The following is a 24,724-nucleotide window of genomic DNA, read 5'->3' on the forward strand; positions in this document are numbered from 1 at the left end:
ACCGTTGTCCAGTAATTCCTTTACTCACCTCCTTTTCGGCAAAGGTGGCAGGGATGAAATTAAGGGAATATTCTACCAATGGCAAAGCGATGGCGAAGGCACAGATTATCGCCTGGGAAGAATTTGGTTGTGATGCCACTAACATTTTCTCCGAAGTGGGGATAATTGCGGAAGCGCTCGGTTCGGAATTCTTCTATCCGGAAGATGATCTGCCCGTCCTTAAAACCCCCGCCCTTAATAGAAAAAATATTAAAGAACTTAAAATACCAGACCCTCATGCCACCGGGAGGTTGCCTGTCTACTTAGAGGCGATTGAACTTACTTATCAAACACTCGGTGATCGGGTGCCAATTCTGGCTTATCTGCCCGCTCCTTTTACTACGGCTATGTTCCTTATTAATCCGGAAGAATTTCTCATCAATACCATTCAGAATCCTTCTCTGGTGAAAGATCTCCTGGAAGTCTCTTTGCAAGCGGCGATAGAATTTTCCTCTGCCATAATTGATGCTGGTGGCTTGCCAATCATTGTTGACCCTCTGGCTTCCACCAGTGTAATCAGTCCCAAGGCTTTTAAGGAATTTGCCCTTCCTTATGAAAGGGGACTGATAAATTTTCTCCATCGCTATGACCTTGATTGTATTCTTCACATCTGCGGTGATACCGAACCAATTCTCGATCTCCTCCCGGAGACGAACGCGGACCTCATCAGTTTGGATAAAGTGCCGATGAGTCTCATTTGCGAGAAACTGGGAAGGAAGATGCGAATTATTGGAAATTTCCCACCAACCAATCTTATCTTCTCTTCGCCCGAGGCAATTAAGGAAGGGGTGAAAGAGATGGTGAAAATTGGCCGGAAAGCGGAAAAGGGTTATATCGCCGCCACCGGTTGTGAGGTTCCGATTAAAACCCCAAAAGAGAACCTTATGGCATTCGTAGAAGGGGCTAAGGAGGCAGGATGGTATTAGGAATTGATATTGGTGCTTGCTACACCAAAGGGGTATTATTGGCGGAGGATGGGATTAAAGATAAAGTTGTAATCAAGACCGCCTTTCAACCCCAATTGGCAATTGAAGAGGTGAAAAAGAGGTTAATCGGCTACAAAAAAATAGTGGCGACGGGTTATGGGAGAAATTTAGTGACCGATGCCGATTTGATAATCACCGAGATTACCGCTTTTGCCCGGGGCGCTTCTTACTTTAATCCGAAGGTGAGGACAGTTATTGATATTGGGGGACAAGATAGTAAGATTATAAAAGTGAAAGGTGGTAAGGTAGAGAAGTTCGTAATGAATGATCGCTGTGCCGCGGGCACCGGGAATTTCATTGAAAAGATTGCCCAATCCTTAGGGTTAACCCTTGAACAGTTCGGCAATTTAGCAGCCGAATCTTACCAACCGGAGATGATCGATTCCCTTTGTGTCGTGATGGCGGAAACTGAAATCCTGAGTCTAATTAGTGAAGGAAGGAGGATAGATGATATTGCCGCTGGGGTTTGTGAGGCGGTCATCCGCAGGATTTTGGGGATTGGGGGGACGATTGGGATTGAAAAACCAATCTTCTTTTGTGGGGGAGGGGCAATCAATCCGGGATTGGTTAAGGCGATAAAAAGGGTCATGGGAGAAGTAATCATTCCCGAATTCCCCCAATTCATTGGCGCTTTTGGAGCTGCCCTCTCCGCACAATCAGGATAGAGTTCCAACATTTCTATTTTCCTCATCATCAATAAAAAAGGAGGGGAAGAGAAACTTCTCTTCCCCTCCCTCTATATTTTAATGGAGGACGACTTTGCGGTTGTAGGTTTCGGTTGGGGTTCTTAACTGGAAGATATAAATACCAGCGGGTAGGGCATCCCGACCGATTTCTAAGATACCGCTATTGGCTCTCGCATCAGAACTCTCATAGAACTTCTTCACTTCCCGGCCAATGGCATCGTAAAGGGCAATCTTCACCGGTGTTTCGTTTCTTACCTGCCAGCGCACCTTCACGACAGTTCCCGGATTGGGATAGGTTTCTACCTCAAAGATGGGCTTGGCTGGTATATCTTCAATGGCGGTTACGCCGCCAACCGCCACCGCGGTAAAGAATTCTCCCTGACCCCAAAGGTACCAATAACCAGGGGCACCGAAATAGGACTTTTGACGAGTGGTGACATTATCGGCTAAGGTTGAAGGATGGCCACTGGCACTTCTCGGGGCAACTGAAACCCAGAAATCACCAGAGGTGATGGTTGGGGGATTGGTGACATCATGTTCAATCACCAAGGGATAACTGACCGCCTTTATCGTATCCGATTCGTAAAGTAAAGTCTGACCGTCATTGGCGTAAATTTTGAATTGGAAAGCGCTATCCGGCCAGGGGGCTTGGGAATGATAGTAGAACTGATGTCTTAACCTCTGGATGCGGAAGGGATAACTCTGGCCAAAATCAGAAGGCGTGAACTTCACCGCCCTTTCCGAACCAGCCCAGGTGACCCAGTATGGGTTATTCCAGTTAGCATAAGTGAGCCAACGGGCAACACCAATCGTCTTCTTAATTGTGTCATCTTTCCGGAACTGGTCAAGGGCGTATTCGTGCCAGACGGTCAGTTTGTAATTGCCGGCGGTATCCGGAATCCGCCAGCCCGGGGAGAAGGTGATCTGCTGACTGGCGCGTCGGGCGAGGGCGGTTGAGGTTGTCTCATTCACATCCTGATAGAAATAACCCAAAGGACCGGTGATTTGTAACTTAACCGGGACACCGCGCGGAACGGTGTCTAAACCCATATTCCGGACACTTGCCCTTAGAGTGAGGGTGATGCGGGGGATAGTGTCAAGGGGTAAGTTGCCAAAGATGATGGAAGCCAAATTCTTATTCTGGGGTGTCCAGTCAATTACCGGGCGGAGGAGCCATTCTCCGGCTCTCTTATCCGGAGAGAAATCACCACCTACCACCTGCCACTCCACATTGTCCGGGGCGTTGTCATAACGGTCAATCCCTAAACCGGGACAAAGAGGATAAGAATCCGCCTGGACATAGAAGAGATAGAAAGGACCGGTGATTGGGATGTTGATTGTCGCATAATTCCAGGCACCTCTGGTACCGGAAAGGGTCTCGGAGGCAAAGAGTTGGGTTCGGGGGGCACCATTTGGACCATCATCATCATAGACCTTAATGAGATAGCGGTTACCACCGGGAACGGGCCAACTGGCATCCCAGAGATAAAGGAGGGCACCATTCAGGGTGACATTATCCGCCGGTGGGATAAATTTCACTCCCCAACCATTTCCCTGCCGGTACCAGACCCAGGCATTCGCTGCACTCCGGTCATCATAAAAGAGGGTGTCAACATCTGGGGAATCGTTCGGTTCGGCGGGAGGAAATTCCGTAAGGTGAGGAGTCGGAAAAGGATTTTCAATCGCGATTCCCTCTTGAGGGTACTGAAGCCACTTTATTTCTTCCCCCTTTGCCGTTCCGGCAAAGGCAAGAAAGATAAATAAAGAAAGAGTAATATATTTATACATACTTTCCTCCTAACTAAAATTTTAGCAATTTTGAGGAAAAAGTCAATAAGCCGGTTTTCATCAAAAATATCTTATCCGCCTCAGAATGATCCACCTCCACCGAAAGTATCTACCGGGAAGGCGATTTGTACCGAAGATGGTTTAAGTTGATCGGTGGCCCGAGTATCACTCATACTCACAAACGGAGAGGGAAAAATATATACCCCAATAATAAGTTATTGTAAATTAAAGACTTATAAAAAAGGGGGGAAATTTAGTGTCAGAAATTGGGGGGTATTTCCGTATTTATTATAGAGGGCTATGAAGAAGTTAATTATTAAGGGTTTTGCCTTTTTGGGTGTTATAGAGAAGAAGGGTTTCCTAAGTTATTGGGTTCTAATCCCGACCCTTATATTTAATTATTGGAAGAGAGATTTAAGGAGGTATTATCGGGTAATTAAGACTTAACTAAAAGGGCATTAAATCATAAGAACTTTATTAGATAAGAAAGGAGGGGTTTATTTTTATAAAAAGGGGTGTAGCATACAGGGGATGGTATCGGGGATTTAACGGAAGGCATAGTATAAGGCATAATTTTAGCCTTAATCGGAGATTTAATAAATGGTTTAATTGAGAATTTAATAAATAGTCTAAGAAAGGTTATAACCGGAGGTATAATTAAAAGCCTAATTGAGAGTTTAATAGAAGAGATAAGAAAGAATTTAATCCTCTCTCTAACTATGGATTTAATCCGAAGGGAAAATGAGAGCCTAATAGCAAATGGTTAGTGGAAAAGGATAATCTTTTCTCTTGGAGTAGAGCCTTCACTTTCCAAATGTAATAGGAAGCCGTAGACAATGCCCATAATAATTGTCCAGAGGAAGGTACTCTTGGCAGCCGGGGATAGAAGGGTATCAAAAGCCAAAGATAGAAAGGATGATGCCCAGAGTTTTAGGGCGCTGATGCCAATTATTATTTTTACCTTGATAGTTCATTAATTCTATTTCAGCAAAAGATTTCCCAATGTCAATATCCCTGCGGATTTGACATCGGGTTATTATTTAGTAAAATTAAAGATGAAAAATTGGCTTGAAGAGGCTGGGCAAAAGATTCGCTCGCTAACGAGTTTTAAGCCAGAAGTCGGGATAATCTTAGGAACCGGTCTGGGGAGGTTGGCGAGGGAGATTGAGGAAGTAAAAGTTATTCCCTATTCAGAAATTCCCCATTTTCCAAAACCAACGGTTGAGAGCCATACCGGAAGGTTAATCTTCGGTTATGTGAAGAAAAGGCCGGTCTGTGCCTTTGAGGGTCGGTTCCATTTTTATGAAGGATATTCTATGTTTGAGATTACCTTACCGGTGCGGGTGATGAAGAAACTGGGAGTGGAGAAAATGATCGTTTCTAATGCCGCGGGCGGCTTAAATCCCCTTTTCCAACCCGGAGATATTATGGTGATAACTGACCATATCAATTTTCTTCCGGATAACCCACTCCGGGGTCTTACCGACCCGGAATTTGGTCCGCGCTTTCCGGATATGTTTCAGTGCTATGATCCGAAATTGATCGCCTTAGCCGAGGAGGTGGCTCTGGAATTGAAGATACCTTTAAGAAAGGGGGTTTATATCGCCGTCCCCGGTCCGAATCTTGAGACCGCGGCGGAATACCGACTCTTCCGACAGTTCGGGGCGGATGCGGTTGGGATGTCAACCGTACCGGAGGTAATTGTTGCCCGGCAGGTGGGAATTAAGGTTTTGGGTTTTTCGGTGATTACCGATATGGGACTACCCGATGCCTTAAAGCCGGTTGATTTGAAAGAGATTCTCCATAATGCCAGTAAGGCAGAACCGAAATTGACCAGTTTGATTAAAGAGGTGATTGGGAGATTGTGAGGATATTTTCCCTTTTTCTCTTGATCAGTCTCCTCCTCTGTGCCCGGAGGAAGACACTGGAAATGGTGGAACCGGTTGATTCCCTCTTCCAGAAGGGTATTGAATATCTCAATCAAAGAAAATATAAAGAGGCGGAAAGGGTCTTCAATCAGATAATCTATCACCATCCGGGAAGTGCCTATCTGGCGGATGCCCAATTTTTTTTAGCCGAAACCTATTATCAGAAGAAGGATTACCAATTAGCGAAGGAGGAATTCTCTTTCTTCTTAAAGAACTTTCCGGCAAGTAAATATCAGGAGGAGGCGAGTTATAAATATGCCCGTTCCTTTCTTCTCTCTCTCCCCAAAATTACTAAGGACCAAGAAGAGATTTTGGAGTTAAAGGAGTTTATCCTTGATTTTAAGGAGCAAAGAGAAAATTCTTCCTATCTTCCCCAGATGGAGAGCCTCCTTTTAGAGGTTAGTAATCGGTTAGCAGAGAAGGAATTTGCCGCTGGGCTTTTGTATTACAAGGCAGGAGAATGGCAATCGGCTCAAGTCTATTTTGAGTATGTGAGTAAGGAATTTCCTAATACCGAGGCTGCCTTAGAAGCCAAATATCTCTTAGGAGAGATTTGCTGGCGCAACGGGGAGAGGGAGAAGGCAAAAGAGATTTTTGAGGAGTTACTGGCTAAGCCGATAAAGGAGGAGAGGAAGAAGAGGATAACTAAAGTTCTGGCAGGTTTGCCGACTCCTGTAGTAGTAAAACCACCAGAAGAACCACCCGTCAAGTCGAGCGTCAAATTAGAAGCCGTTTATTTTGACCTTAATGAATCAAACATCAGACTTGAAGATACTGTGATTCTTAAAAAGAATGCCGAGATCCTAAAACAGCACCCCGACGTAAAAGTTACAATAGAAGGTCATTGTTGTCCCCTCGGTACTTCCGAATACAATATCCACCTTGGATTGAAAAGAGCAGAATTTGTAAAGAATTATTTGGTGAAACTCGGGATTGATGCTGACCGACTTAAAATTATTTCCTACGGCGAAGAGATGCCCGTAACATCGGATGAGAAAGAATATTGGAAGAATAGAAGATGCGAATTTAAAATAGAATGACATGAAAATATGAATTTGTCTTTTTGAGTTTTGGAATTAGGTATATTATGAGGAAAAAAGGGATAATAGTGCAACGGATTGGCATCTTCGGTGGCAGTTTTAATCCGATTCATAATGGTCATCTGATTGTCGCGGAAGAGGTGCGAGAGAAGTTGAGATTGGATAAGGTTCTCTTCCTTCTCTCCTTTAACCCACCGCACAAGCGGAAAGTTCTCCCTTATGAGGACCGGAAGGCGATGCTCCTTCTGGCAATTGCTGGAAATCCCTATTTTTCCCTCTCGGAAATAGAAAGGGAAAGAGGCGGGAAGTCCTGGACGGTTGACACCTTAAAAGATTTAAGGAAACGCTATCCCCAAGACCGACTATTTTTAATTATCGGGAGTGACCAGTTTCGGGAGTTAGGGAGTTGGAAAAATCCCAAAGAGTTATTTAAGTGGGCGGAGGTCTGGGTGATGAGGAGACCGGGCGCGGAAATTGACCGAAGACTACGGCGCCGCTTTCCCCGGGTGAAGATTTTGAATGTCTCCCAGATTGATATCCGGGGGAGGAAGATAAGGGAGAAGATAAGAAAAGGTCTTTCCGTTCGGTATCTTTTGCCAGAAAAGGTTTATGAATATATTTTAGAAAAAGGTCTTTTTAAGGAGTAGTTATGCTAATACTTTATCTCTTAATTTTTTTCTCTGGGCTTTATGCCCAAGGGCAACAGCCGGTGAACCCTTTTGCTTCCCTTTTCCCTTTACTTCTCATAATTTTGGTCTTCTATTTCCTCTTGATCCTACCCCAGCAGAGGAGGCAGAAGAAACATCAGGAGATGATCGCCAGTATCAAAAGGGGCGACCGGGTCGTCACCGCGGGTGGCATCCACGGTGTGGTCTCCGAGGTAAAGGAAAATACCTTCATCATTAAGGTTGATGAGAATACCCGGATTGAGGTGGAGAAGAGTGCTATTTCTTATAAAAAGAGCGCTTCTTAAATGGTGAGGAAAATTCGGATATTTGATGATCCAATCCTCCGGCAGCGGACGAAGGAGGTGGCAAGGATTGATGAGGAGATTCGGGGGTTAATTGCCGATATGAAAGAGACCGCTCAGAGCTGTGAGGCACTCGGTTTGGCAGCAAATCAGGTGGGAGCCAATTATTCCCTCTTTCTCCTTCGCCTCCCCCAATCAGAAAAGGAAGATTTCTTGGTGGTGATTAATCCGAAAATCATTAAGGAGGAGGGGAGGATAGAAAAGGAAGAAGGTTGTCTCTCCCTCCCCGGAATTGAAGAGGTGATTTGCCGACCGGGCTTTTTGGTTGTTGTCGGGTGGGATGAAGAGGGAAAGGAGAAGAGGTTTGAATTTGCCGGGATTTTAGCCCGGGCGGCAAAGCACGAAATCGACCACTTAGAAGGGAAACTCTTCATTGATTATTTGGGTCCAATTCGGATGCGCTTTCTGGAGAGCCGGTTAAAGGAGTTAAAGGAAAAGAGAAAGGGATGATGAAGATTGCTTACTTTTCTGGGGACGAAGAGACATTACCAATTTTAGAACGTCTGGCTGAGGAGGGGGAGGTTAGGGTTTTAGTTACCCAGCCCCCAAAACCGAAGGGGAGGGGATTAAAACTCCTTCCCTCGCCTCTGGTCCTCTTTGCTCAAAAGAAGGGGATTAAGCCTCTCTTCCCCAAAGACCCCAACGCTTCTGAATTTATTGAGATTTTAAGAAAGGAGGAGATAGAGGTTGGGGTTTTAGTTTCCTTCGGGCACATCATAAAATCGGAATTATTAAATCTCTTCCCCAAGGGTTTCATTAATCTCCATCCTTCCCTTCTTCCCAAATACCGAGGACCGGCTCCAATTCAAAGGGCAATTTTAGCCGGGGAAGAGAAAAGCGGCGTGACAACAATTTTTATGAACGAAGGGATTGATGCCGGACCGATAATTGAACAGAGAGTGGTAGAAATTGGGAGAGGTGAGACTTATGGTGATTTGAAAAAGAAGTTATTTTTAATCGGGGCGGATCTCCTTTTAAGCACCCTCCGCTTGATTAAGGAGGGGAGGGTGAAACCTTTGCCGCAGGATGAGGGAGAGGCAACTTATGCCCAAAAGATAAAGAAAGAGGAGTTAGTCATCTCCTGGGAAAGGGAGAGGGATTTCATTCACAATCAGATTCGGGCATTTTCCCCAAAGCCCGGGGCCTTCACCTCCTTTCGGCAGAAAAAGGTAATCATTCTCAAATCGGAAATTCCCAAGAATGATTCTGATTTAGAAGAACCCGGCGCGATTATCATTTCGGGAGGCGATTTATTCGTCGGCACAAAAAAAGGCTTATTGAAGATAAAGGAGTTGAAGGTAGAAGGAAGGGGAATAGTTTCCGGTCGGGATTTTGTTAACGGCTATAAGCCAAAAGTTGGGGAGAAGTTTGAATGAAGTGGTTCCGTTTCTTTTTGGGGATAGTTTCCGGTTTTTTGCTGACCCTTTTTTTAATCAACTTTCTAATTATGCCGATGCTCACCAAAAGCCAAAAGGTGATTGTTATGCCCGATCTGATTGGGATGGGAGAAGCGGCGGCAGAGAGTTTATTAAAGAATTTTGGTTTGGAGATCGGCGAGAAGCGTTGGGCGTTCAGTTTGGAATATTCCGAAGGGAAGGTGATTGCCCAGAATCCCCGTCCCCGAATTAAGGTGAAAAAGGGAAAGGTGGTGGAGATAACTTTAAGCAAAGGGAGGGGGAAGGCAATCGTACCCGATTTCTCCGGCAAAAAGGTTTCGGAATTTCTTGAGGCTTTGGCACTGGTTGGTTTGGAGGCGAAGTTGGAGACGGTTTACGGCGAAAACGAAGGAGAGGTAAAGAACTGTATCCCCGGACCGGGAAGTGTCTTAGAGAAGGGAAGTGTTGTCCGGGTTTTGGTGGTAAAGAGAGAAGGTTTTGTTTTGATGCCCCGACTCGTCGGTTTGAAATTAGAAGAGGCGCGGCGAGTGCTTGACAGTTTGGGTTTGGTCTTAGAGGAGGTGCGGGAGAAGGAAGGGGAGGAAGAGGCAGGAACGGTGATTTTCCAATATCCCGAAGAGGAGATGCGGGTCCGGATTGGGGGAAAGGTAGTTTTAGTTCTAACGAAAGGGAAGAGATGAAGATATCGGGTTCTATTCTTAATGCTAACTTTTTAATTTTGGCTCAGGAGATTGAAAAGGCGGAAGCGGCGGGAATTGATTCCTTCCACTTGGATGTGATGGATGGCCACTTTGTACCGAATCTCAGTTTTGGGACGACGGTTGTTAAGGCGATAAGGAAGATCGCCACCAAACCCATCTTTAGCCATCTGATGGTCTTTGAACCAGAGAAGATGTTGGAATGGTTTCTGCCGGATTCGGACGGGGTTATTTTTCACATTGAGGCGACAAAGAGGGTTAAGGATTGTATTCGCTTCATCCGTCGGGCAAAACGACTTTGTGGGATCGCCTTAAACCCCAATACCCCCCATACCCTTATTTTACCTTATCTTAAAGAAGTGGACGACGTTTTGGTGATGAGTGTCCAGCCGGGTTTTGGGGGGCAGAAGTTTATGCCCGCGGTTCTGGAAAAGATTAGAAAGATAAAGGAGGTAGGGAAGGAGAAGAAACTCTCTTTTATCGTTTCCGTTGATGGGGGGGTGAATGATGAGAATCTACCCCTTCTGAAAGAAGTGGGGGTGGATATGGTGATTGTTGGTACCTTTCTCTTCCGTTCCCCAGATTATAAAAAGACGATAGAGAGGTTAAGATGTTTGATTTAATCTCGGATAAATTTCTCAAATTACAGAGGAAAATTTTTGGTTACGGGAAGTTGACCCCAAAGGAGATTGATGGTTTTTTAAGGGAGGTGCGGCTTCTCTTATTGGAGGCAGATGTCAATTATAAGGTGGTGGGTGAGTTTATTAAAAATTTGGGTGAGAGTTTGGCAAAGGAGAAGGTTACCGAGGCGATTAGACCGGGAGAGTTATTAAGGGTCATTCTTTACAAAGAGATGGTTCGCCTCTTGGGTGAGAAGCCGGTGAAATTAGAATTCAAGGCTCGACCCCTCATCATCGCCTTAGTTGGTCTTCAAGGTACTGGTAAGACCACAACCGCTGCCAAGTTAGCTTTTCGCTTTAAAAGAGAGAGACCGATGCTGGTCGCCTGCGACCCCAAGAGACCAGCCGCTTCGGAACAATTGGCGATTTTAGCTCAAAGGGTGGGGGTTGATTTCTTCCCGGTAAAGGAGACAGCGCTCATTTCTGCGCAGGAGGCTTTAAGGGAAGCCAATTCTCGGGGGAATAATCTCATAATTTTGGATACCGCTGGCCGGCTGCACATTGATGAAGAGTTGATGGCGGAATTGAGAACGATGAAGGAGAGAATAAAGCCCCATTATCTTCTCTTAGTTGTTGATGCGATGGTCGGTCAAGATGCGGTCGCTCAGGCAAAAGAATTTCAGGAGCGTTTAGGAATAAATGGTTGTATTATGACGAAATTGGATGGCGACGCCCGAGGCGGTGCCTGTCTTTCGGTGCGGATGGTAGCGGGTGTGCCCATCTATTTTGCCGGAGTGGGGGAGCGGATTGAAGATTTGGAAGAGTTTTATCCCGACCGCATCGCCAGTCGGATTTTAGGGATGGGTGATATAAAATCTCTGGTGGAGAAAGTGGAAAGTAAGATGGAGGTGGAAGAGCAGAAGAAGATGGCGGAAAAGTTTATAAAAGGGGAATTGGACTTTGAAGATTTACTCTCCCAGTTAAGGGCGATTCAGAAGATGGGCTCCATTTCCAAACTTCTTTCTATGGTGCCGGGGATGAAAGGGATAGAAGTTGACGAAAAGGAGATAAAACGGATTGAGGCGATAATCCTCTCTATGACCAAAGAGGAGAGGAAAAATCCAGGAATCATTGACGGCTCCCGAAGGAGGCGCATCGCCTTAGGAAGCGGTACCACGGTGGAAGAGGTGAACCGGGTACTTAAAGAGATGAAGATGTTTAAGGAGATGGCAAAGAATTTAAAGAAATTTAAGGGTTTGCCTTTTGGTAAGTTCTTTTAAGAATGAAGGTATTGGTGACAGGTGCCAAGGGGATGTTGGGTCGGGAATTGGTCCTCTACTTAAAAGAAAAAGACTTTCTGGTCATCGGTTGGGACTTACCAGAATGGGATATCAGAAAGAGGGAAGTGACGGAAAAGTTAATTGAGGAGAGACCAGAAGGGATTGTCCATTTAGCCGCCTTTACGGATGTTGATGGGGCGGAGGTGAAAAGAAAAGAGGCTTATGAGACAAATTTTTTGGGCACAGCAAATCTGGTGGCGGCAGCCGAGAGGATTGGCGCGAAGTTTCTCTACTTGAGCACCGATTATGTTTTTGACGGAAAGAAAACGACCCCTTATTCCGAAGAGGATGTCCCCAATCCGCTCAATTACTACGGCGAGACGAAATATCTCGGAGAGATGGTGGTGAAAAGGTTAGAAAGATTTTTTATCCTGCGCACCGCCTGGCTTTACAGTCGGGAGGGGAGAAATTTTGTTAATACGATTAAGGAGAAAATGGCGCGGGGGGAAGAGATTAGGGTAGTTGACGACCAAATCGGTTCACCCACCTACACTAAAGATTTATTGGAGCCGATTTTTGATTTATTGCAAAGCGAAGCCTATGGTATCTACCATATCACCAATTCGGGTTTCTGTTCTTGGTTTCAGTTCGCTTGTGAGATTGGAAGAATTTTGGGAAGAAAGGAGATAAAACCAATCAAAAGCGAGGAAGCGGGTCGTCTTGCCCGAAGACCAAAATATTCGGTCTTGGATAATAGTAAATACCAAAGGGTATTCGGGAAGAAGTTGCGTCCTTGGCTAGAGGCGCTTGAAGAATGCCTAAAAGAGGGTTAAAGAAATTCCCCCGACTGGCGGTTGATATTATCATTGAGTATCAGGGAAAGATTGTTCTGATCAAAAGGAAAAATTACCCTTTCGGTTGGGCACTACCCGGGGGATTTGTGGAATACGGGGAGAGTGTGGAAGAAGCAGCAAGAAGGGAGGCAAAGGAAGAGACCGGTCTTTTGGTTAGAAATTTGAAGCAGTTTCGTACCTATTCCGATCCGCAGCGCGATCCAAGATTTCATTGCGTTTCGGTCGTCTTTACTGCTCAGGGGGTGGGGAAGTTGAAGGCGAGGAGTGATGCCCAAGATGTTGGATTATTTACCAAAGAGACCCTTCCCAAAGAGATCGCCTTTGATCATAGGAAGATACTCTCCCACTACTTTCAGAAGAAGATTTAACGAAAGCACCTTCTCTTTTGGACCACTTCTTTATAAAAATTTTCTAAAATCCTTTCCCCAATCAAGCCGGAACGTTCAATATGAAACTGGACCCCATAAAGGGGTTTACTGATATGGCGGATTGCCTCCACCGGACAACTGGGGGAAGTGGCGATGATTAAAAAACCATGCCCTTCTAAATTCTCCGGTTCCACATACTCCTGGTGGGATTCAAAAACTCTAATCTCCGGCGGTAACCCTTTGAAGATATCCTTAAAATCAATTATGGTGACAATCTCTTCTCCTTTCACCTCGGTTCCGGGTTTTACTTGGGCACCAGCGGCGAAGGCTAAAATTTGGTGGCCATAACAGATACCCAGGGTGGGTAAGGTTAGGGTTTGGAGGAAGGTCAAATAGGAATGGGAATAACAACCCTTAGAGATTAAAGCCGGAGAACCGGAAAGGATTAAACAATCATAGTCATAAATCTCTTCACCTTTGGCAAAGACTTTCGCATCCGGAATCACCTCGTATTCGCTAAACTTCTTTACCAAATCAATATAAGGCTGAATCTTATTTTCCGGGTCAGCGTGATAGGAATTGACGATTAGGGTCTTCATTTGTAAAACTCCCGAGCAGCTAAACCCAAGATCGCAGAAAGCCTAATTATTTTATTCACCTCAATTATATCCTTCGCTTTATATGAGACCACTCGACCTGAAGTTCTTCTACTCTCCGGGATTAGGGAGGCGAGATCGGCACCAGCGGTATTGAGGAAGGTCATCTCTAAGCGGCAGGGGGAAGAGAAGTTAAAAGGTTTCACCTTTTCCTTTCGGGCGATGGCTAATTTCGTCTTCTCTTTCAGTTCCCCGACCACCTCTTCCCAGGGCCTGTTTAGAGCACCGTAACGGGAGAAACTATATTTGGTGATGACCGTTGTGATCTGAGGGTTAATCTCTTTCTTCACCTCCGCCACTAACTTATCGTCCCCTGCCACAAAGAGGAGGGGGATACCAAAATGGCCAGCGAGAGCGGCATTGAGCAAGGATTCGCTAATCTCCTGGCCGTTAATCTTGATAGAATAAAAGGTTTGGGAGGAATAGGTATGGTCAAGGGTGGAGAAGGGTTCTCCAGCCTTGGCGTGATAACCTAAAAAGAAGAGACCGTCAAATCCCTTTTCTATCCCCTCAACCATCCCTAAGTTTCTGGGTACTCCCCGGAAGAGGAAGACCTTAGGTGGAAGTTCGGGGAATGGGATATTATGCCCCCAGGCGTGGGCATCACAGATTACTACCTTTTCCAAATCCCCAACTTCTTCCATACCTGAAATCACTGCTTTCAGACACTCCATAATTATCTTCTGGTATTGAGGGAAGTTGGTTTCGTAGTCTTCCCAGGAGACGACTCCCGGCATCCCTTCTAAGTCAAAAGAGATAAAGAATCTCATAATCCCTTCCTCTCCTCTTTTGGTAATGGTTTAACCTTTTTCTCAATCGCCGCATAGGCGTTATGGTTATGAATTGATTCTTGGCTTTCTACTTCTAAGGAATACCAAATGATATCGGGATGATTCTCTAAGCGGTCAGCAACGTTGCGGGCGACATCTTCCACGAAAGTTGGATTCTGGTAGGCATTTTCCGTCACATATTTCTCATCCTCTCGTTTTAAGAGGGAATAGACCGGAGAGGAGGCACAATCTTCAATCAGAGCGATTAGGTCTTCTAACCAGAGGAAGCCTTTGAATTTCACTAAGACCCGAATTTCTCCTCTCTGATTATGAGCCCCCTTTTCGGAGATTTCCTTAGAACAGGGGCAGAGAAGATTTACCGGAACCGTAACCCCCATATAAATTGTGATTTTATCTTTGAGGAAGGTGTCCGTTTCTAAAAAACCGATAAATCGGCACTGGTATTCCATAAGTCCTTTGGCTTGGGAGACGGGAGCCTCTTTCTCTATGAAGTAAGGAAATTGGAGTTCAATGTGGGCCGCCGAAGAGTTGAGGGATTCTTTGATCGCCTTTAAGATCTTACCGATATTGGTAATGGCGATTTCCCGATGGAAGCGGTTGAGAATCTCCACAAATCTTGACATATGAGTCCCTCGGAAGTTATGGGGGAGGTCGGCGTAGATGTTGATGGTGGCGACGGTGTGTTGACTCTTATGTGCCTTATCCCGGAGACGGATGGGGTATTTTAGCCCCTTAATCCCAACTTTATCAATTGGGAAATTAAGGGTACCTTTTTCGTTTTGCACGTCCCTCATTTTAGTAAAGTTGAAGATACTTTTCCAATTCCCAAGGGGAAACCTGAAGACAATACTCCTGCCATTCCCGCATCTTAATCTCTTGATACTTCTGGAAGAGGTATTCCCCTAAGGTTTCCCTCGCCAGTTTACTTTGGCTAAAATATTCTAAGGCTTCAAATAGGGAACGGGGCAAGGTGTCTAGTTCCCTTTTTTGAGAAATCCCCTCCCAGTTATAGACATTCTCTTCCACGGGTGGGGGAGGGGTGAGTTTTTGTTCTATCCCTTCCAGTCCCGCTTTGAGCATCACCGCGAAGGCTAAATAGGGGTTGCAACTGGCATCCGGCGAACGTAGTTCAATGCGGGTATTCAGGATCTTTTTCGGACTAATTTTGGGCACCCGGATTAAAGCGGAGCGGTTCATCTGCCCCCAGCAGATATAAACGGGTGCTTCAAAACCAGAGACGAGTCTTTTGTAGGAGTTGACGATGGGGGAGAGGACAGCGGAAATCTCTTTGACATACTTTAACTCTCCTGCTAAAAATTGGTAGGCGATCGTTGAGAGACCATAGGTATCCTTTGGCTCGGCAAAGATATTTTCTCCCTTAGAGAAGAGACTTTGGTGGAGATGGAGACCGGAGCCTGGTTTGCCAAATAGGGGTTTGGGCATGAAGGTGGCATAGAGCCCTTTCTCCTGGGCAACCTTTTTGATAATCACCTTAGCAGTTATTAAGTTGTCTGCCATCTTTAGCGCCTCGGTATATTTTAAGTCAATCTCCTGTTGCCCCGGTCCGACCTCGTGATGACCGGCTTCGGCTTCAATATCCAGAAAGGAAAGTTGGTTAGAAATCTCCCTGCGGAGTTCTAAGCCCGAGTCCCCCAAGAGGTCAAAATAACCAACTTGGTCCTGAGGAAAATTGAGACCCTTTTCGGGACGGAAGAGATAAAATTCCAATTCCGCCCCGACCATATATTCATAACCGAGACGCCGAGCCGATTTTGTCATCTCCTTCAAGATGTAACGGGGATCGCCAACAAATGGTTCGTAATTCGGGGCGAAGACATCACAAATGAGCCGGGCGGTCTTCACTTCGGAGTTGGGGAGAATGGCAAAAGTCTCCGGGTCGGGCCGGAGGTACATATCACTCTCCGAGATGCGACCGAATCCTTCAATGGAAGAGCCATCAAACCAGATTCCTTCTTCTAAAACCTTTGCCATCTCGGAGGCGGGGATGGTCAAGTTTTTCACCGAACCCAGGATGTCCGAAAACCAGAGGTCAATAAAATAGATCTTCTCTTCCCTTATCCGATTTAGGATTTCAAGCATCTTCTGGTTCTTGAATCCTTTTGATTAGATTTGCCCGCCCCGTCTCCTCTTCAATTTCTAAATAGACACCTAAGAGTTTGATATTTGTAGTGGCGGGTTCTAACCGGTAGGGGAGACCGGTTAAGATTCTTCTGAGGGAGGTTTCAATCTTCATCCCCAAGACCGAATCTAAGGCGCCACACATCCCGATATCGGTGATGTAAGCAGTCCCTTTCGGTAGAATTCTTTCGTCGGCGGTTGGGACGTGAGTATGGGTACCGATGACCGCTGAGACCTCACCATCCAGAAACCAACCCATCGCCACCTTTTCGGCAGTTGCCTCGGCGTGGAAATCAACAACTATCACCTTCGTCTTTTCCCGGAGGGAAAAGAGAACTTCTCGGATCTTCTGGAAGGGGCAGTCAACCGGTCTTAAAAAGACCCGGCCTAAGAGGTTGACTACCGCGATTTTCTTTCCGTTGCGGTTAAAAATTTGGTAACCATGACCCGGAGCACCCGGGGGAAGATTCAAGGGCCGGAGGATACGGGTTTCCGTCTCTAAGAAAGGGATTAATTCCTTGCGGTCTAAGAAATGGTCGCCCAGAGTGAGACAGTCAACTTTGGTGAGGAGTTCGGTAGCAACACTTGGGGTGAGGCCAAAACCGCCCGCGGCATTTTCGGCATTGGCGATAATGAAATCCGGTTCGTATCTTTCTCTCAGGCGTTCCATATGGTCAAATATTGCCTGCCGACCCGGTTTGGCACAGATATCGCCGAGAAAGATAATTTTCATCGGTTAGTGGGCATAACCAATGGTCTTCTTTTCTCGGATTACTGAAATCTTAATTGTTCCGGGGTATTTTATCTCCTTCTCGTAGGCATCAATCACCTTTTGTAAGATTATAGCAATCTCAGCGTCGGAGACCTTTTCCGGATCAACCAGAATCCTCACTTCGCGCCCCGCCTGCATAGCATAAGCCTTTTCTACGCCCGGAATGGTGGAGGCGATCTCTTCTAATTTGGTGATCCTTTTGATATAGGTCTCATAACTCTCCCGCCGCACTCCGGGTCGGGAGCCGGAGATGGAATCCGCCGCCGCCACTAAGAAGGAGTAGGGGTTAGTAAAGGGAACCTCTTCGTGGTGGCTGGCAATGGCGTTAACGATTATCTCATCTTCATTGAACTGTTGGGCAATGGCGGCACCAATCTGGGCATGGGTTCCTTCCTGATTGCGGTCAGCGATTTTGCCGATATCGTGGAGGATACCCGCCCGGCGGGCAAGAGCCGGATCAAGTTTTAACTCACTCGCCATAATTGCTGCCAAGTGGGCAACCTCCTTGGAGTGGAGAAGAAGGTTTTGGCCATAACTACTTCGGAATTTCATCTTGCCGATATAGGAGAGGAGTTCCGGATGGATGCCGACCAAACCTAACTCTATGGCGCAGGCTTCACCCTCTTTCTCCACGGCGGTGGCGATCTCCTTCTTTGCCAATTCAATCACTTCCTCAATTCGGGCGGGGTGAATCCGACCATCGGCAATTAGTTTCTCCATCGCTAATTGGGCAATCGCCCGGCGCATCGGGTCAAATGAGGAAAGGGTAATTACCCCCGGGGTATCGTCAATGATTACTTCCACCCCGGTGAGATTTTCAAAGGTTCGGATATTTCTTCCTTCCCGGCCGATGATCCTCCCTTTGATCTCTTCGGAGGGGATGGAGACGACACTCACCGTTGATTCTTGGGTTTGGGAGACCGCACACCGCTGAATTGCCTGGAGGATAAATTCCCGAGCGTTCAATTCCGCGGCTTTTATCGCCTCTTCCCGCATCTCTTGGAAGAGTTGCGCCGCTTCCAGTTTTACCTTCTCTTCTAAGGTTTTTAAAATTTCCTTCCTTGCCTGTGCTTCATCAATATTGGCAATCCGCAGGAGGCGCTCGTTCGCTTCTTTAATTAGTTGGTCTAAACGCTCCCCCTTCACCTTAATCGTCCGCTCTTTTGTCTCCTGTTCCCTTTCCCGGCGCAAGAGGACATTTTCCTTCGCCTCCAATTCTTTTTTCCAGTCGCGCAGACTAAATTCCCGTTCCGAGAGTTCCTTCTCCCATCTTTTTAACTCTTCCTTCTTTTTTTCTAAGAGGAGAAGATTTTCTTCCCTCTCTCTTTTTAAGTTCTCCTTAGTTTCCCTTTCTATCCGTTCTTTATATTCTTTAACCTCTCTCTTTGCCTCTTCTAAGATGCTCTCCCGTCTCTTTTCTATATCTTTCAATTTCTGGTTGAATACCCTCTGGTTAATTAGGTAACCAAAGGCAAAACCAATGAGACAAGCCAAGATAAACAGAAATAAAGGCGTTACCATTTTTTCCTCCAAAAGAAACTCCCCGCTTGTGTCGTGTCGGTAGCGGTCTCTGAACCTAAAAAAATAAGTGGGTGCCTTAAAGATGCGTCCTGCTTTTCTCAACTCGGGAGTAAGCATTCGGCATCGGCATCCGGCTCCCTTTCTTTAGGTGTTGGCTCAAGACCTTTTAACCGATCACGCACACCGCAGGGAGCAAACAGCACCAAATTTCCAATGAGCAATTCCTAATCTTTCTTCAATTTATTTTAGAAGAATTTTTCTATCTTGTCAAGGAGGCCTTTCAGTTTCTTTTTCAATTTTTCGTCCCGCTTCTGGAAGAAGTTTATCATCTCCCGGAGGCGGCGGTTTTCCTCCCGCAATCTTTTCAATTCGGTGCTCAGGTAGGTAATTTTTTCGGAAAGGGATTTGAGATCTTCTTCTTGATTAGACGGCGATTTCATCTCTGACGTAATTTTCCTTGAAACTGATTGGTGATGGCCGCCACAATCTCTTTTAAGATCTCTTCGCTCTTTTCCGAAGGGGGGAGGGTGATTCTGATGCCCAAGTTCTTCTCTTCAGGAGGGAGCGGCGGACCGAAGAAGTGGTCAAAAATTTCACAACGGATAATCTTATCCCCAAATTTCTCCCTCACTAATTTTAAGACCTCCTGCGCCGGAACTTTTTTCGCCAGGAGGAAGGAGAAGTCGCGGACCACCGGCAGCCAATCGGGGATTGGCTGATAGAACTTTCTTTTCGGGGCGAGGAAGTGAAGGAGGGAGATTTCCCCAAACCAGATGGGATTGTCAATATCATAAGGCTTCAGAATCTTTTCGTTGAGGAGACCAAGAAAACCGATCTCTTCTTTTATCCTGAGGACCATCCCTTCTCCCGGAGCAAAGAAGGGAAGATCGGTGGGTAGGAACTCTACTTCCGAAAAAGAGAGGAATTCTAAGAGGGAGGTGAAGATACCTTTGAGGTCAAAGATGTCGTATTCTATTTTCTCCTTCTGCCAGAAGAGGGGGGTGGGAGCGCCGGCTAAGGCAAGAGCCAAATGGTATTCCTCTTCTCCATTTTCGAGATAGACCTTGCCGATCTCAAATATCCTCAAATCTCTCCTTCCGTTCCGGAAGTTATGGCTCATCACCGGTAAGAAGGTGGGAAGGAGGAAGGGACGCAAAAGGGTGAGGTTCTTATTGAGGGGGTTTTGGATTTTGAGATAGGAGTTGATTCCTAAAAATTTAACGGTCTCTTCATTAGTAAAACTTGTGGTCTTCACTTCGGAGAAGCCGTTATTTATTAAAAAGAGGCTCAACTGGACAATTCCCTTTTCGGTAATATCCCTCTCCCCGGCTTTTGAACCTTTGAGAGAAAATTTCTCGGGGATGTTTTCGTAGCCGTAGAAACGAGCGATCTCTTCAATGAGGTCAATCTCTTCTTTAATATCCTTCCGGTAGGAAGGGATTTTTACTTTAATCTTTCTCTTCCCCTGCGGGGAAAATCCCATTCTCTTTAGGGCATTGAAAATAGAGTTATTATCAATCTCTACGCCCAAGACCTGAGAGACTTTTAGGGAGGAGAGGGAAAGGCTTTTCCTTTTTATCTTCTCTACCTGACCAATCATTCCTTTGTGAACCTTTCCCCCGGATAAATGGGCGATGAGAGAGGAGGCAAAATCAATTGCGGCTTTTAATTTTTCTTCGTCAATTCCCAATTCAAACCTCCGGCTCGCCTCGGTGCGCAAACGGAGGGAAAGGGAACCCTTCCTAATTACTGAGGGGTGGAAATGGGCACATTCTAAGAAGACCTTTTTGGTCCCGGCCACAATTTCCGAGTTGGCACCACCCATTATCCCGGCGATGGCGATCGGCCGTAAAGAGTCGGCAATGACTAAAATATCTGGGGAGAGTTCTCTCTCTTCGCCGTCAATCGTCTTTATTTTCTCTTTTGGTTTTGCCCGGCGGACAATTATTCTTTCCCCAAAGACCCGATTTAGGTCAAAGGGGTGGAGGGGTTGACCATATTTGAGGAGGGTGTAGTTGGTGGCATCAACGACATTGGAATGGGGGCGAATTCCGGAGACAAAGAGCCGCCACTGGAGGGAAAAGGGGGAAGGGGCGATTTGGACTTCCGAGATTATCCGACCGAGATAAGAGGGGCAATCAGTAGAATTTTCAATCTCCAATTTGATTAAAGAAGTGGTTGGTGGTTCAATTTCGGTAGGGATTTCTGTCTCTTCTTCTCTCACTCCACAATCTAAGAAGATTGCCAATTCTCGGGCGATACCAGAGATTGATAAAAGGTCACCCCGGTTAGTGGTTGTCTCTAAATCTAAGACATAGTCATCAAGGAGGTTATTTAGGTTTTCCCCTAAGGGGAATTCTTGATCTAAAATAATCAACCCGTTTCCGAAATTAATCTCTTCACCGGTCAGAATCTTCTTATTTTGGCGGCGGAAGCCAATTTTATCTTTCACCTTTACGCCGGTTATCTTCTCCACCTTCTCTTCCTCTTTGCCCAAAGAGAGGGTAAGATGGTTTTCGGTGATCTCCGTAATCTCGGCAACTTGAAAGCCATCAAGTAATTGACCATAATTTAAGATATTTTCTACGGCAATTCCTTTTTCCGTTAAAATTTGGGCGATTTTGGGTAGGTCTTCTTTTATCTCTAAGATTTCTTTTAGCCAGCGAAAGGAAAGTAGCATCTAAAAATAATAATCCCCTTTTTCTAAATGTCAAATGCAACCGTAAGGCTTTTCAAGAAAACTTGGGCAAAATCTTTAATAGGCAAAATTCTCGCCCGAAAATCCTTTTAATAAAACCTCTGGCGATAGAAGAAAAGTTATTGTCGGTTAAAGACTTATAAAAAAGGGGAAATTTAGTGTCAGAAATTGGGGGGTATTTCCGTTTTTATTATAGAGGGCTATGAAGAAACTAATTATTAATGATTTTGCCTTTTTGGTTCTTATAAATAAGAAGGGTTTCCTAAGTGATTGGGTTCTCATCCCAACCCTTATGAGAAGAGAGATTAAGGAGGGGTTATCGGGTAATTAGGAGTTAACGAAATGGCGTTAATCACGAGATTTTTATCAAACAGGAGGGGTTTATCTTTATAAAAAGGGGTGTAGCATACAGGGGATGGTATCGGGGATCTAATGGAAAGTCTAATTAAGGGTTTAATAATTGGTCTAATTTCAGGTCTCATTAAGGAGCTAAAAATAAGGATAAAAGTAGGAGTAATAAGAAGAATAATCGTAAAGGTAATTTAGGGCTTAATTGGAAGTTTAAGCCTTGGTCTAATTGGTGATTTAACGAGGAACCCAATTGATAGTTTAAACGGGAGCCTAAATATCGGCTTAAACGACCCCTTTTTCTCTACCAAAAGTTATAATGGACCCTTGATTCCTGATAGCGATCTTCTCTCTCCTTCCTCTCTGCGGGATAGCCAATTGCCACCAAAGAGACCGGGATGATATTTTCGGGAAGGGAGAAGAGTTTGCGGAAGGGGTTAATCCTCTCTTCCCTTGGATAGACGCCGAGCCAGACCGCACCCAAACCTTGGGCGTGAGCGGCCAGAAGAAGGTTCTGGGTGGCAGCGGAACAATCCTGAACTAAATAGCCTTCGTGATTAACCAGGCGCAAATCCCCACAAACTAAAATGGCTAAGGGTGCTTCTTTCACCATCTGGGCATAGGGATGTATTTTTGGGATTTGGTCAAGAAGTGAACGGTCGGTGATAACGATGAAGTGCCAGGGTTGTTCGTTGCGGGCAGAAGGCGCAGCCATCGCGCAGGTTAAAAGTTCTTTTATTACCTCTTTGGGGATTGGTTCTCTTTTATACTTTCTGATACTTCTTCGGGTTAGGATACATTCAATCGCTTCCATAATTTTCCTCCTATTCAAATTCTTGAAAGCCAATCTCTAAATTATTGATATGCCTTACTGTCTCTTCGTATGCCTCCTTCATTCTTTTGTATTCCTTAGTTTTAAGATACTCTAACTTACCTTCTTCATAAAGTTTCAATGCTTTTTTTAACGGCAAGATCTTGAATCGGTATTTACCATCCTCTTCGTATTTGGCAATCCAAACTGGCAGATAATTTATCTCTTTCAATTCGGTCTTATCTTTCTCTTTAATGATTTTGTATCTGAGAATAATTCCGGTATCGGTGAAACGCATCCTCTGGCCACAGAAAAAATTGCCTAAGGAATAGGCACAATAGACCTTTCTGCCGTTGGGCAGATTTAATAACTCTACTGGTTGGATGACGTGGGGATGGGAACCGATGATTAAATCGGCACCACTTTCGGCAACGAAGCGGACAATTCTTTTCTGTTCTTGATTTGGTCTTCTCTGGTATTCTATCCCAAAATGGAGGGCAACAATGACAAAATCCGATTTCTCTTTCGCCTTTTTAATATCTTCCTTAATTTTTAAGGTATCAATGAGATTGACCATCCAGGGTTTGGGAATTGGGATACCGTTTGTGCCATAGGTATAACTCAAAAATGCTATTTTTAAGGAGCCCTTCTCAAAGATAAATATCTCTTTACTCTCCTCTTCGGAGGTGTAGGCACCGACTTGAGAGATGCCGTATCCTTTTAAGATCTCGGCGGTCTTTCTTAAACCTTTCTCACCGTAGTCTAAGGTATGGTTGGTGCGGAAGAGAAGGGAAAAACCGGCTTCTCTCATTGTCCGGGCTAAATCTTCTGGTGTTTTGAATAACGGATAACCAGTATAAGGTCCAATTGTATCCAAAGCGCCGCCAAACCAGGCAGTGGCTAAATCAACTTCTTTCAAGTAAGGGCTAATTTCAGAGAAGGCAGGGGAGAAGTTGTAGGTCTTTTTTTCAAAGAAGGCATTTAAGACACTTTTGTGGATGAAGATATCGCCGACCGAAGCGATAGTGACTGTTATTTCCTTTTTTAACTCCTTTCTTGTTTTTTGCCGGGGGAAGAGGGAGAAGGTTAAGACACTGAGGAGGATTACCAAAAAGAGAATTCCTTTTCTCATTCCCAATTCTAATTTCCGATGCGTTCTTGTCAATCCCTTAGGGTTTATTTTCTCAATTACTTTTTCATCAAGTATTGACTTTCTTCCTTACTATTTTTATAATTCTTTATGCGCCTGTAGCTCAGTGGATAGAGCGGCGGACTCCGGATCCGCAGGTCGCGCGTTCAAATCGCGTCAGGCGCTTTTTTCTTTTATGGAATTTTATGAGGTGATTAAAAGAAGGCGGAGTGTCCGTTCTTATAAGCGAGACCCAATCCCCGAGGAGGTTCTTAATAGAATCTTAGAAGCGGGTCGGCTTGCCCCTTCCGCTAAGAATTTACAACCATGGCGTTTTTTAGTGATTCGGGATAGAGAGATAATTGAGAGGTTAGTGCCGGCGATGAGAAATCAGAGATTTATTGCCGAGGCACCAATCCTTCTTGGGGTGGTTGCCTTAGAAAAAGAAGCCTGGGGAAGGATGGGTGGTTATTGGGCATCTTATCCGGTTGATTGTGCCATCGCCTTAGAGCATATCATCTTAGCGGCGACCGCGGAAGGTTTGGGGACCTGTTGGATTGGTGCCTATGATGAGAAGGAGGTGGCGAAAATCTTAAACTTAAAGGAAGGGGAAAAGCCCATCGCCTTTACCCCCTTAGGCTATCCGAAGGAATTGCCACAAGAGAGGGGTCGGAAGTCCTTTTCCGAGGTTGTAAGGTATATTTAAATTTTCTTCTCATAGATTAAGGCGTCTTCGCCGTCTTCGTAGTAGCCCTTGCGGGTATAGGTGAAGGTGAAGCCAAACTTTTCATAAAATCTCTGAGCGGGAAGGTTACTCTTTCTCACTTCCAGATAGATACTCTTTATCCCATTCTCCTGGGCAATCTTTAACATCTCGTTCATTAGGGCGCTGCCAATCCCCTGACGCTGATAACCTTTTTTTACAGAGATATTTGCCAGATGGAATTCGTCTAAGGCTTGTAAGATGATAATATAACCCAAGACCAACCCTTTTTTCTTTGCCACCAGGCAATAGGCGGATTTTCGGTTGAGGTCAGAAAGAAAGATCTCTCTCTTCCAGGGAAACTTAAAGTTTTCCTTTTCAATTTCTAACACCCCGTCTAAATCCTTTTCGGTCATCGGGCAGATCTCTATCTCAGGCATGT

Annotated in this window: 29 protein-coding genes, 1 tRNA gene and 1 other RNA gene; 18 read left to right on the forward strand and 13 right to left on the reverse strand. The window is 45.3% G+C overall.

Annotated elements, in window-relative coordinates; translation table 11 throughout:
* Window positions 1–965, forward strand: a 965-nt coding sequence (locus ABIL00_03885; GenBank protein ID MEO0109901.1) for a uroporphyrinogen decarboxylase family protein, incomplete at its 5' end; no start/stop codon positions are given.
* Complete coding sequence (locus ABIL00_03890) at window positions 956–1,690, forward strand: acyl-CoA dehydratase activase (protein MEO0109902.1); 735 nt, start codon at window positions 956–958, stop codon at window positions 1,688–1,690. The genes ABIL00_03885 and ABIL00_03890, both read left to right, overlap by 10 nt.
* Before the next feature lie 78 nt (window positions 1,691–1,768).
* On the opposite strand, the gene ABIL00_03895 is transcribed toward ABIL00_03890, so the two are convergent.
* A complete protein-coding gene (locus ABIL00_03895) occupies window positions 1,769–3,499 on the reverse strand; it encodes a T9SS type A sorting domain-containing protein (GenBank protein MEO0109903.1) in 1,731 nt (576 codons plus the stop codon).
* Between the two features lie 300 nt (window positions 3,500–3,799).
* Between ABIL00_03895 and ABIL00_03900 the strand changes: the two genes are divergently transcribed.
* The 13 genes from ABIL00_03900 to ABIL00_03960 all read left to right on the forward strand — a co-directional run bounded on the left by ABIL00_03900 (window position 3,800) and on the right by ABIL00_03960 (window position 12,714).
* Window positions 3,800–3,946, forward strand: a complete 147-nt coding sequence (locus ABIL00_03900; protein ID MEO0109904.1) for a hypothetical protein — start codon at window positions 3,800–3,802, stop codon at window positions 3,944–3,946.
* A 389-nt stretch (window positions 3,947–4,335) separates the two neighbouring features.
* On the forward strand, window positions 4,336–4,476 hold the full coding sequence (locus ABIL00_03905) for a hypothetical protein (protein ID MEO0109905.1): 141 nt from the start codon (window positions 4,336–4,338) through the stop codon (window positions 4,474–4,476).
* A 78-nt stretch (window positions 4,477–4,554) separates the two neighbouring features.
* A complete protein-coding gene (locus ABIL00_03910) occupies window positions 4,555–5,367 on the forward strand; it encodes a purine-nucleoside phosphorylase (protein ID MEO0109906.1) in 813 nt (270 codons plus the stop codon).
* Window positions 5,364–6,467, forward strand: a complete 1,104-nt coding sequence (gene bamD, locus ABIL00_03915) for an outer membrane protein assembly factor BamD (protein MEO0109907.1) — start codon at window positions 5,364–5,366, stop codon at window positions 6,465–6,467. Before ABIL00_03910 ends, bamD begins: the two co-directional genes overlap by 4 nt.
* 47 nt (window positions 6,468–6,514) lie before the next feature.
* Window positions 6,515–7,114, forward strand: coding sequence for a nicotinate-nucleotide adenylyltransferase (nadD, locus tag ABIL00_03920; GenBank protein MEO0109908.1), 600 nt, complete (start codon window positions 6,515–6,517; stop codon window positions 7,112–7,114).
* Between the two features lie 2 nt (window positions 7,115–7,116).
* A complete protein-coding gene (gene yajC / locus ABIL00_03925) occupies window positions 7,117–7,440 on the forward strand; it encodes a preprotein translocase subunit YajC (GenBank protein ID MEO0109909.1) in 324 nt (107 codons plus the stop codon).
* Window positions 7,441–7,947 carry a peptide deformylase gene (def, locus tag ABIL00_03930; protein ID MEO0109910.1) on the forward strand — a complete coding sequence of 169 codons (507 nt, stop codon included), beginning with the start codon at window positions 7,441–7,443 and terminating at the stop codon, window positions 7,945–7,947.
* Window positions 7,947–8,873, forward strand: coding sequence for a methionyl-tRNA formyltransferase (gene fmt / locus ABIL00_03935; protein ID MEO0109911.1), 927 nt, complete (start codon window positions 7,947–7,949; stop codon window positions 8,871–8,873). Before def ends, fmt begins: the two co-directional genes overlap by 1 nt.
* Window positions 8,870–9,574, forward strand: a complete 705-nt coding sequence (locus ABIL00_03940; protein ID MEO0109912.1) for a PASTA domain-containing protein — start codon at window positions 8,870–8,872, stop codon at window positions 9,572–9,574. The genes fmt and ABIL00_03940 overlap by 4 nt, the downstream gene beginning before the upstream one ends.
* On the forward strand, window positions 9,571–10,215 hold the full coding sequence (gene rpe / locus ABIL00_03945) for a ribulose-phosphate 3-epimerase (protein MEO0109913.1): 645 nt from the start codon (window positions 9,571–9,573) through the stop codon (window positions 10,213–10,215). The genes ABIL00_03940 and rpe overlap by 4 nt, the downstream gene beginning before the upstream one ends.
* Window positions 10,203–11,492 carry a signal recognition particle protein gene (gene ffh / locus ABIL00_03950; GenBank protein MEO0109914.1) on the forward strand — a complete coding sequence of 430 codons (1,290 nt, stop codon included), beginning with the start codon at window positions 10,203–10,205 and terminating at the stop codon, window positions 11,490–11,492. The genes rpe and ffh overlap by 13 nt, the downstream gene beginning before the upstream one ends.
* A 2-nt stretch (window positions 11,493–11,494) precedes the next feature.
* Window positions 11,495–12,325, forward strand: a complete 831-nt coding sequence (rfbD, locus tag ABIL00_03955) for a dTDP-4-dehydrorhamnose reductase (protein ID MEO0109915.1) — start codon at window positions 11,495–11,497, stop codon at window positions 12,323–12,325.
* A complete protein-coding gene (locus ABIL00_03960) occupies window positions 12,307–12,714 on the forward strand; it encodes an NUDIX hydrolase (GenBank protein MEO0109916.1) in 408 nt (135 codons plus the stop codon). The genes rfbD and ABIL00_03960 overlap by 19 nt, the downstream gene beginning before the upstream one ends.
* Here the strand turns inward: ABIL00_03960 and ABIL00_03965 are convergent.
* From ABIL00_03965 to pheT, 9 genes are all read right to left on the reverse strand, one after another.
* Entirely contained in the window at window positions 12,711–13,313 is a 603-nt protein-coding gene (locus tag ABIL00_03965; protein MEO0109917.1) for a hypothetical protein, read from the reverse strand. The genes ABIL00_03960 and ABIL00_03965 overlap by 4 nt on opposite strands.
* On the reverse strand, window positions 13,310–14,140 hold the full coding sequence (locus tag ABIL00_03970; protein ID MEO0109918.1) for a M55 family metallopeptidase: 831 nt from the start codon (window positions 14,138–14,140) through the stop codon (window positions 13,310–13,312). Before ABIL00_03970 ends, ABIL00_03965 begins: the two co-directional genes overlap by 4 nt.
* Complete coding sequence (gene folE2 / locus ABIL00_03975) at window positions 14,137–14,955, reverse strand: GTP cyclohydrolase FolE2 (protein ID MEO0109919.1); 819 nt, start codon at window positions 14,953–14,955, stop codon at window positions 14,137–14,139. The genes ABIL00_03970 and folE2 overlap by 4 nt, the downstream gene beginning before the upstream one ends.
* Window position 14,956: 1 nt before the next feature.
* Entirely contained in the window at window positions 14,957–16,261 is a 1,305-nt protein-coding gene (locus tag ABIL00_03980) for a glutamine synthetase family protein (GenBank protein ID MEO0109920.1), read from the reverse strand.
* Entirely contained in the window at window positions 16,254–17,033 is a 780-nt protein-coding gene (locus ABIL00_03985; protein ID MEO0109921.1) for a TIGR00282 family metallophosphoesterase, read from the reverse strand. The genes ABIL00_03980 and ABIL00_03985 overlap by 8 nt, the downstream gene beginning before the upstream one ends.
* Before the next feature lie 3 nt (window positions 17,034–17,036).
* On the reverse strand, window positions 17,037–18,593 hold the full coding sequence (rny, locus tag ABIL00_03990; GenBank protein ID MEO0109922.1) for a ribonuclease Y: 1,557 nt from the start codon (window positions 18,591–18,593) through the stop codon (window positions 17,037–17,039).
* Window positions 18,594–18,608: 15 nt separating this feature from the next.
* Window positions 18,609–18,788, reverse strand: a non-coding RNA gene (gene ssrS, locus ABIL00_03995) — 6S RNA.
* Between the two features lie 50 nt (window positions 18,789–18,838).
* Window positions 18,839–19,033 carry a hypothetical protein gene (locus tag ABIL00_04000; protein ID MEO0109923.1) on the reverse strand — a complete coding sequence of 65 codons (195 nt, stop codon included), beginning with the start codon at window positions 19,031–19,033 and terminating at the stop codon, window positions 18,839–18,841.
* Entirely contained in the window at window positions 19,030–21,273 is a 2,244-nt protein-coding gene (pheT, locus tag ABIL00_04005) for a phenylalanine--tRNA ligase subunit beta (protein MEO0109924.1), read from the reverse strand. Before pheT ends, ABIL00_04000 begins: the two co-directional genes overlap by 4 nt.
* Before the next feature lie 220 nt (window positions 21,274–21,493).
* On the opposite strand from pheT, the gene ABIL00_04010 reads away from it, so the two are divergent.
* Window positions 21,494–21,622, forward strand: coding sequence for a hypothetical protein (locus ABIL00_04010; GenBank protein ID MEO0109925.1), 129 nt, complete (start codon window positions 21,494–21,496; stop codon window positions 21,620–21,622).
* Window positions 21,623–21,943: 321 nt separating this feature from the next.
* On the opposite strand, the gene ABIL00_04015 is transcribed toward ABIL00_04010, so the two are convergent.
* The gene (locus tag ABIL00_04015; GenBank protein ID MEO0109926.1) at window positions 21,944–22,453 is read right to left on the reverse strand and encodes a nitroreductase family protein; all 510 of its coding nucleotides are present in this window, start codon (window positions 22,451–22,453) and stop codon (window positions 21,944–21,946) included.
* A gap of 10 nt (window positions 22,454–22,463) precedes the next feature.
* On the reverse strand, window positions 22,464–23,582 hold the full coding sequence (locus ABIL00_04020) for a CapA family protein (GenBank protein MEO0109927.1): 1,119 nt from the start codon (window positions 23,580–23,582) through the stop codon (window positions 22,464–22,466).
* 110 nt (window positions 23,583–23,692) lie between these two features.
* Between ABIL00_04020 and ABIL00_04025 the strand changes: the two genes are divergently transcribed.
* A tRNA-Arg gene (locus ABIL00_04025) sits at window positions 23,693–23,765 on the forward strand.
* 10 nt (window positions 23,766–23,775) lie between these two features.
* Entirely contained in the window at window positions 23,776–24,285 is a 510-nt protein-coding gene (locus tag ABIL00_04030; GenBank protein MEO0109928.1) for a nitroreductase family protein, read from the forward strand.
* Here ABIL00_04030 and rimI read toward each other — a convergent pair.
* Window positions 24,282–24,722, reverse strand: a complete 441-nt coding sequence (gene rimI / locus ABIL00_04035) for a ribosomal protein S18-alanine N-acetyltransferase (GenBank protein MEO0109929.1) — start codon at window positions 24,720–24,722, stop codon at window positions 24,282–24,284. The genes ABIL00_04030 and rimI overlap by 4 nt on opposite strands.
* Between the last annotated feature and the right edge of the window lie 2 nt (window positions 24,723–24,724).

Source organism: candidate division WOR-3 bacterium (assembly GCA_039801905.1).
Taxonomy (GTDB): domain Bacteria; phylum Hydrothermota; class Tepidihabitantia; order Tepidihabitantales; family JBDRVQ01; genus JBDRVQ01.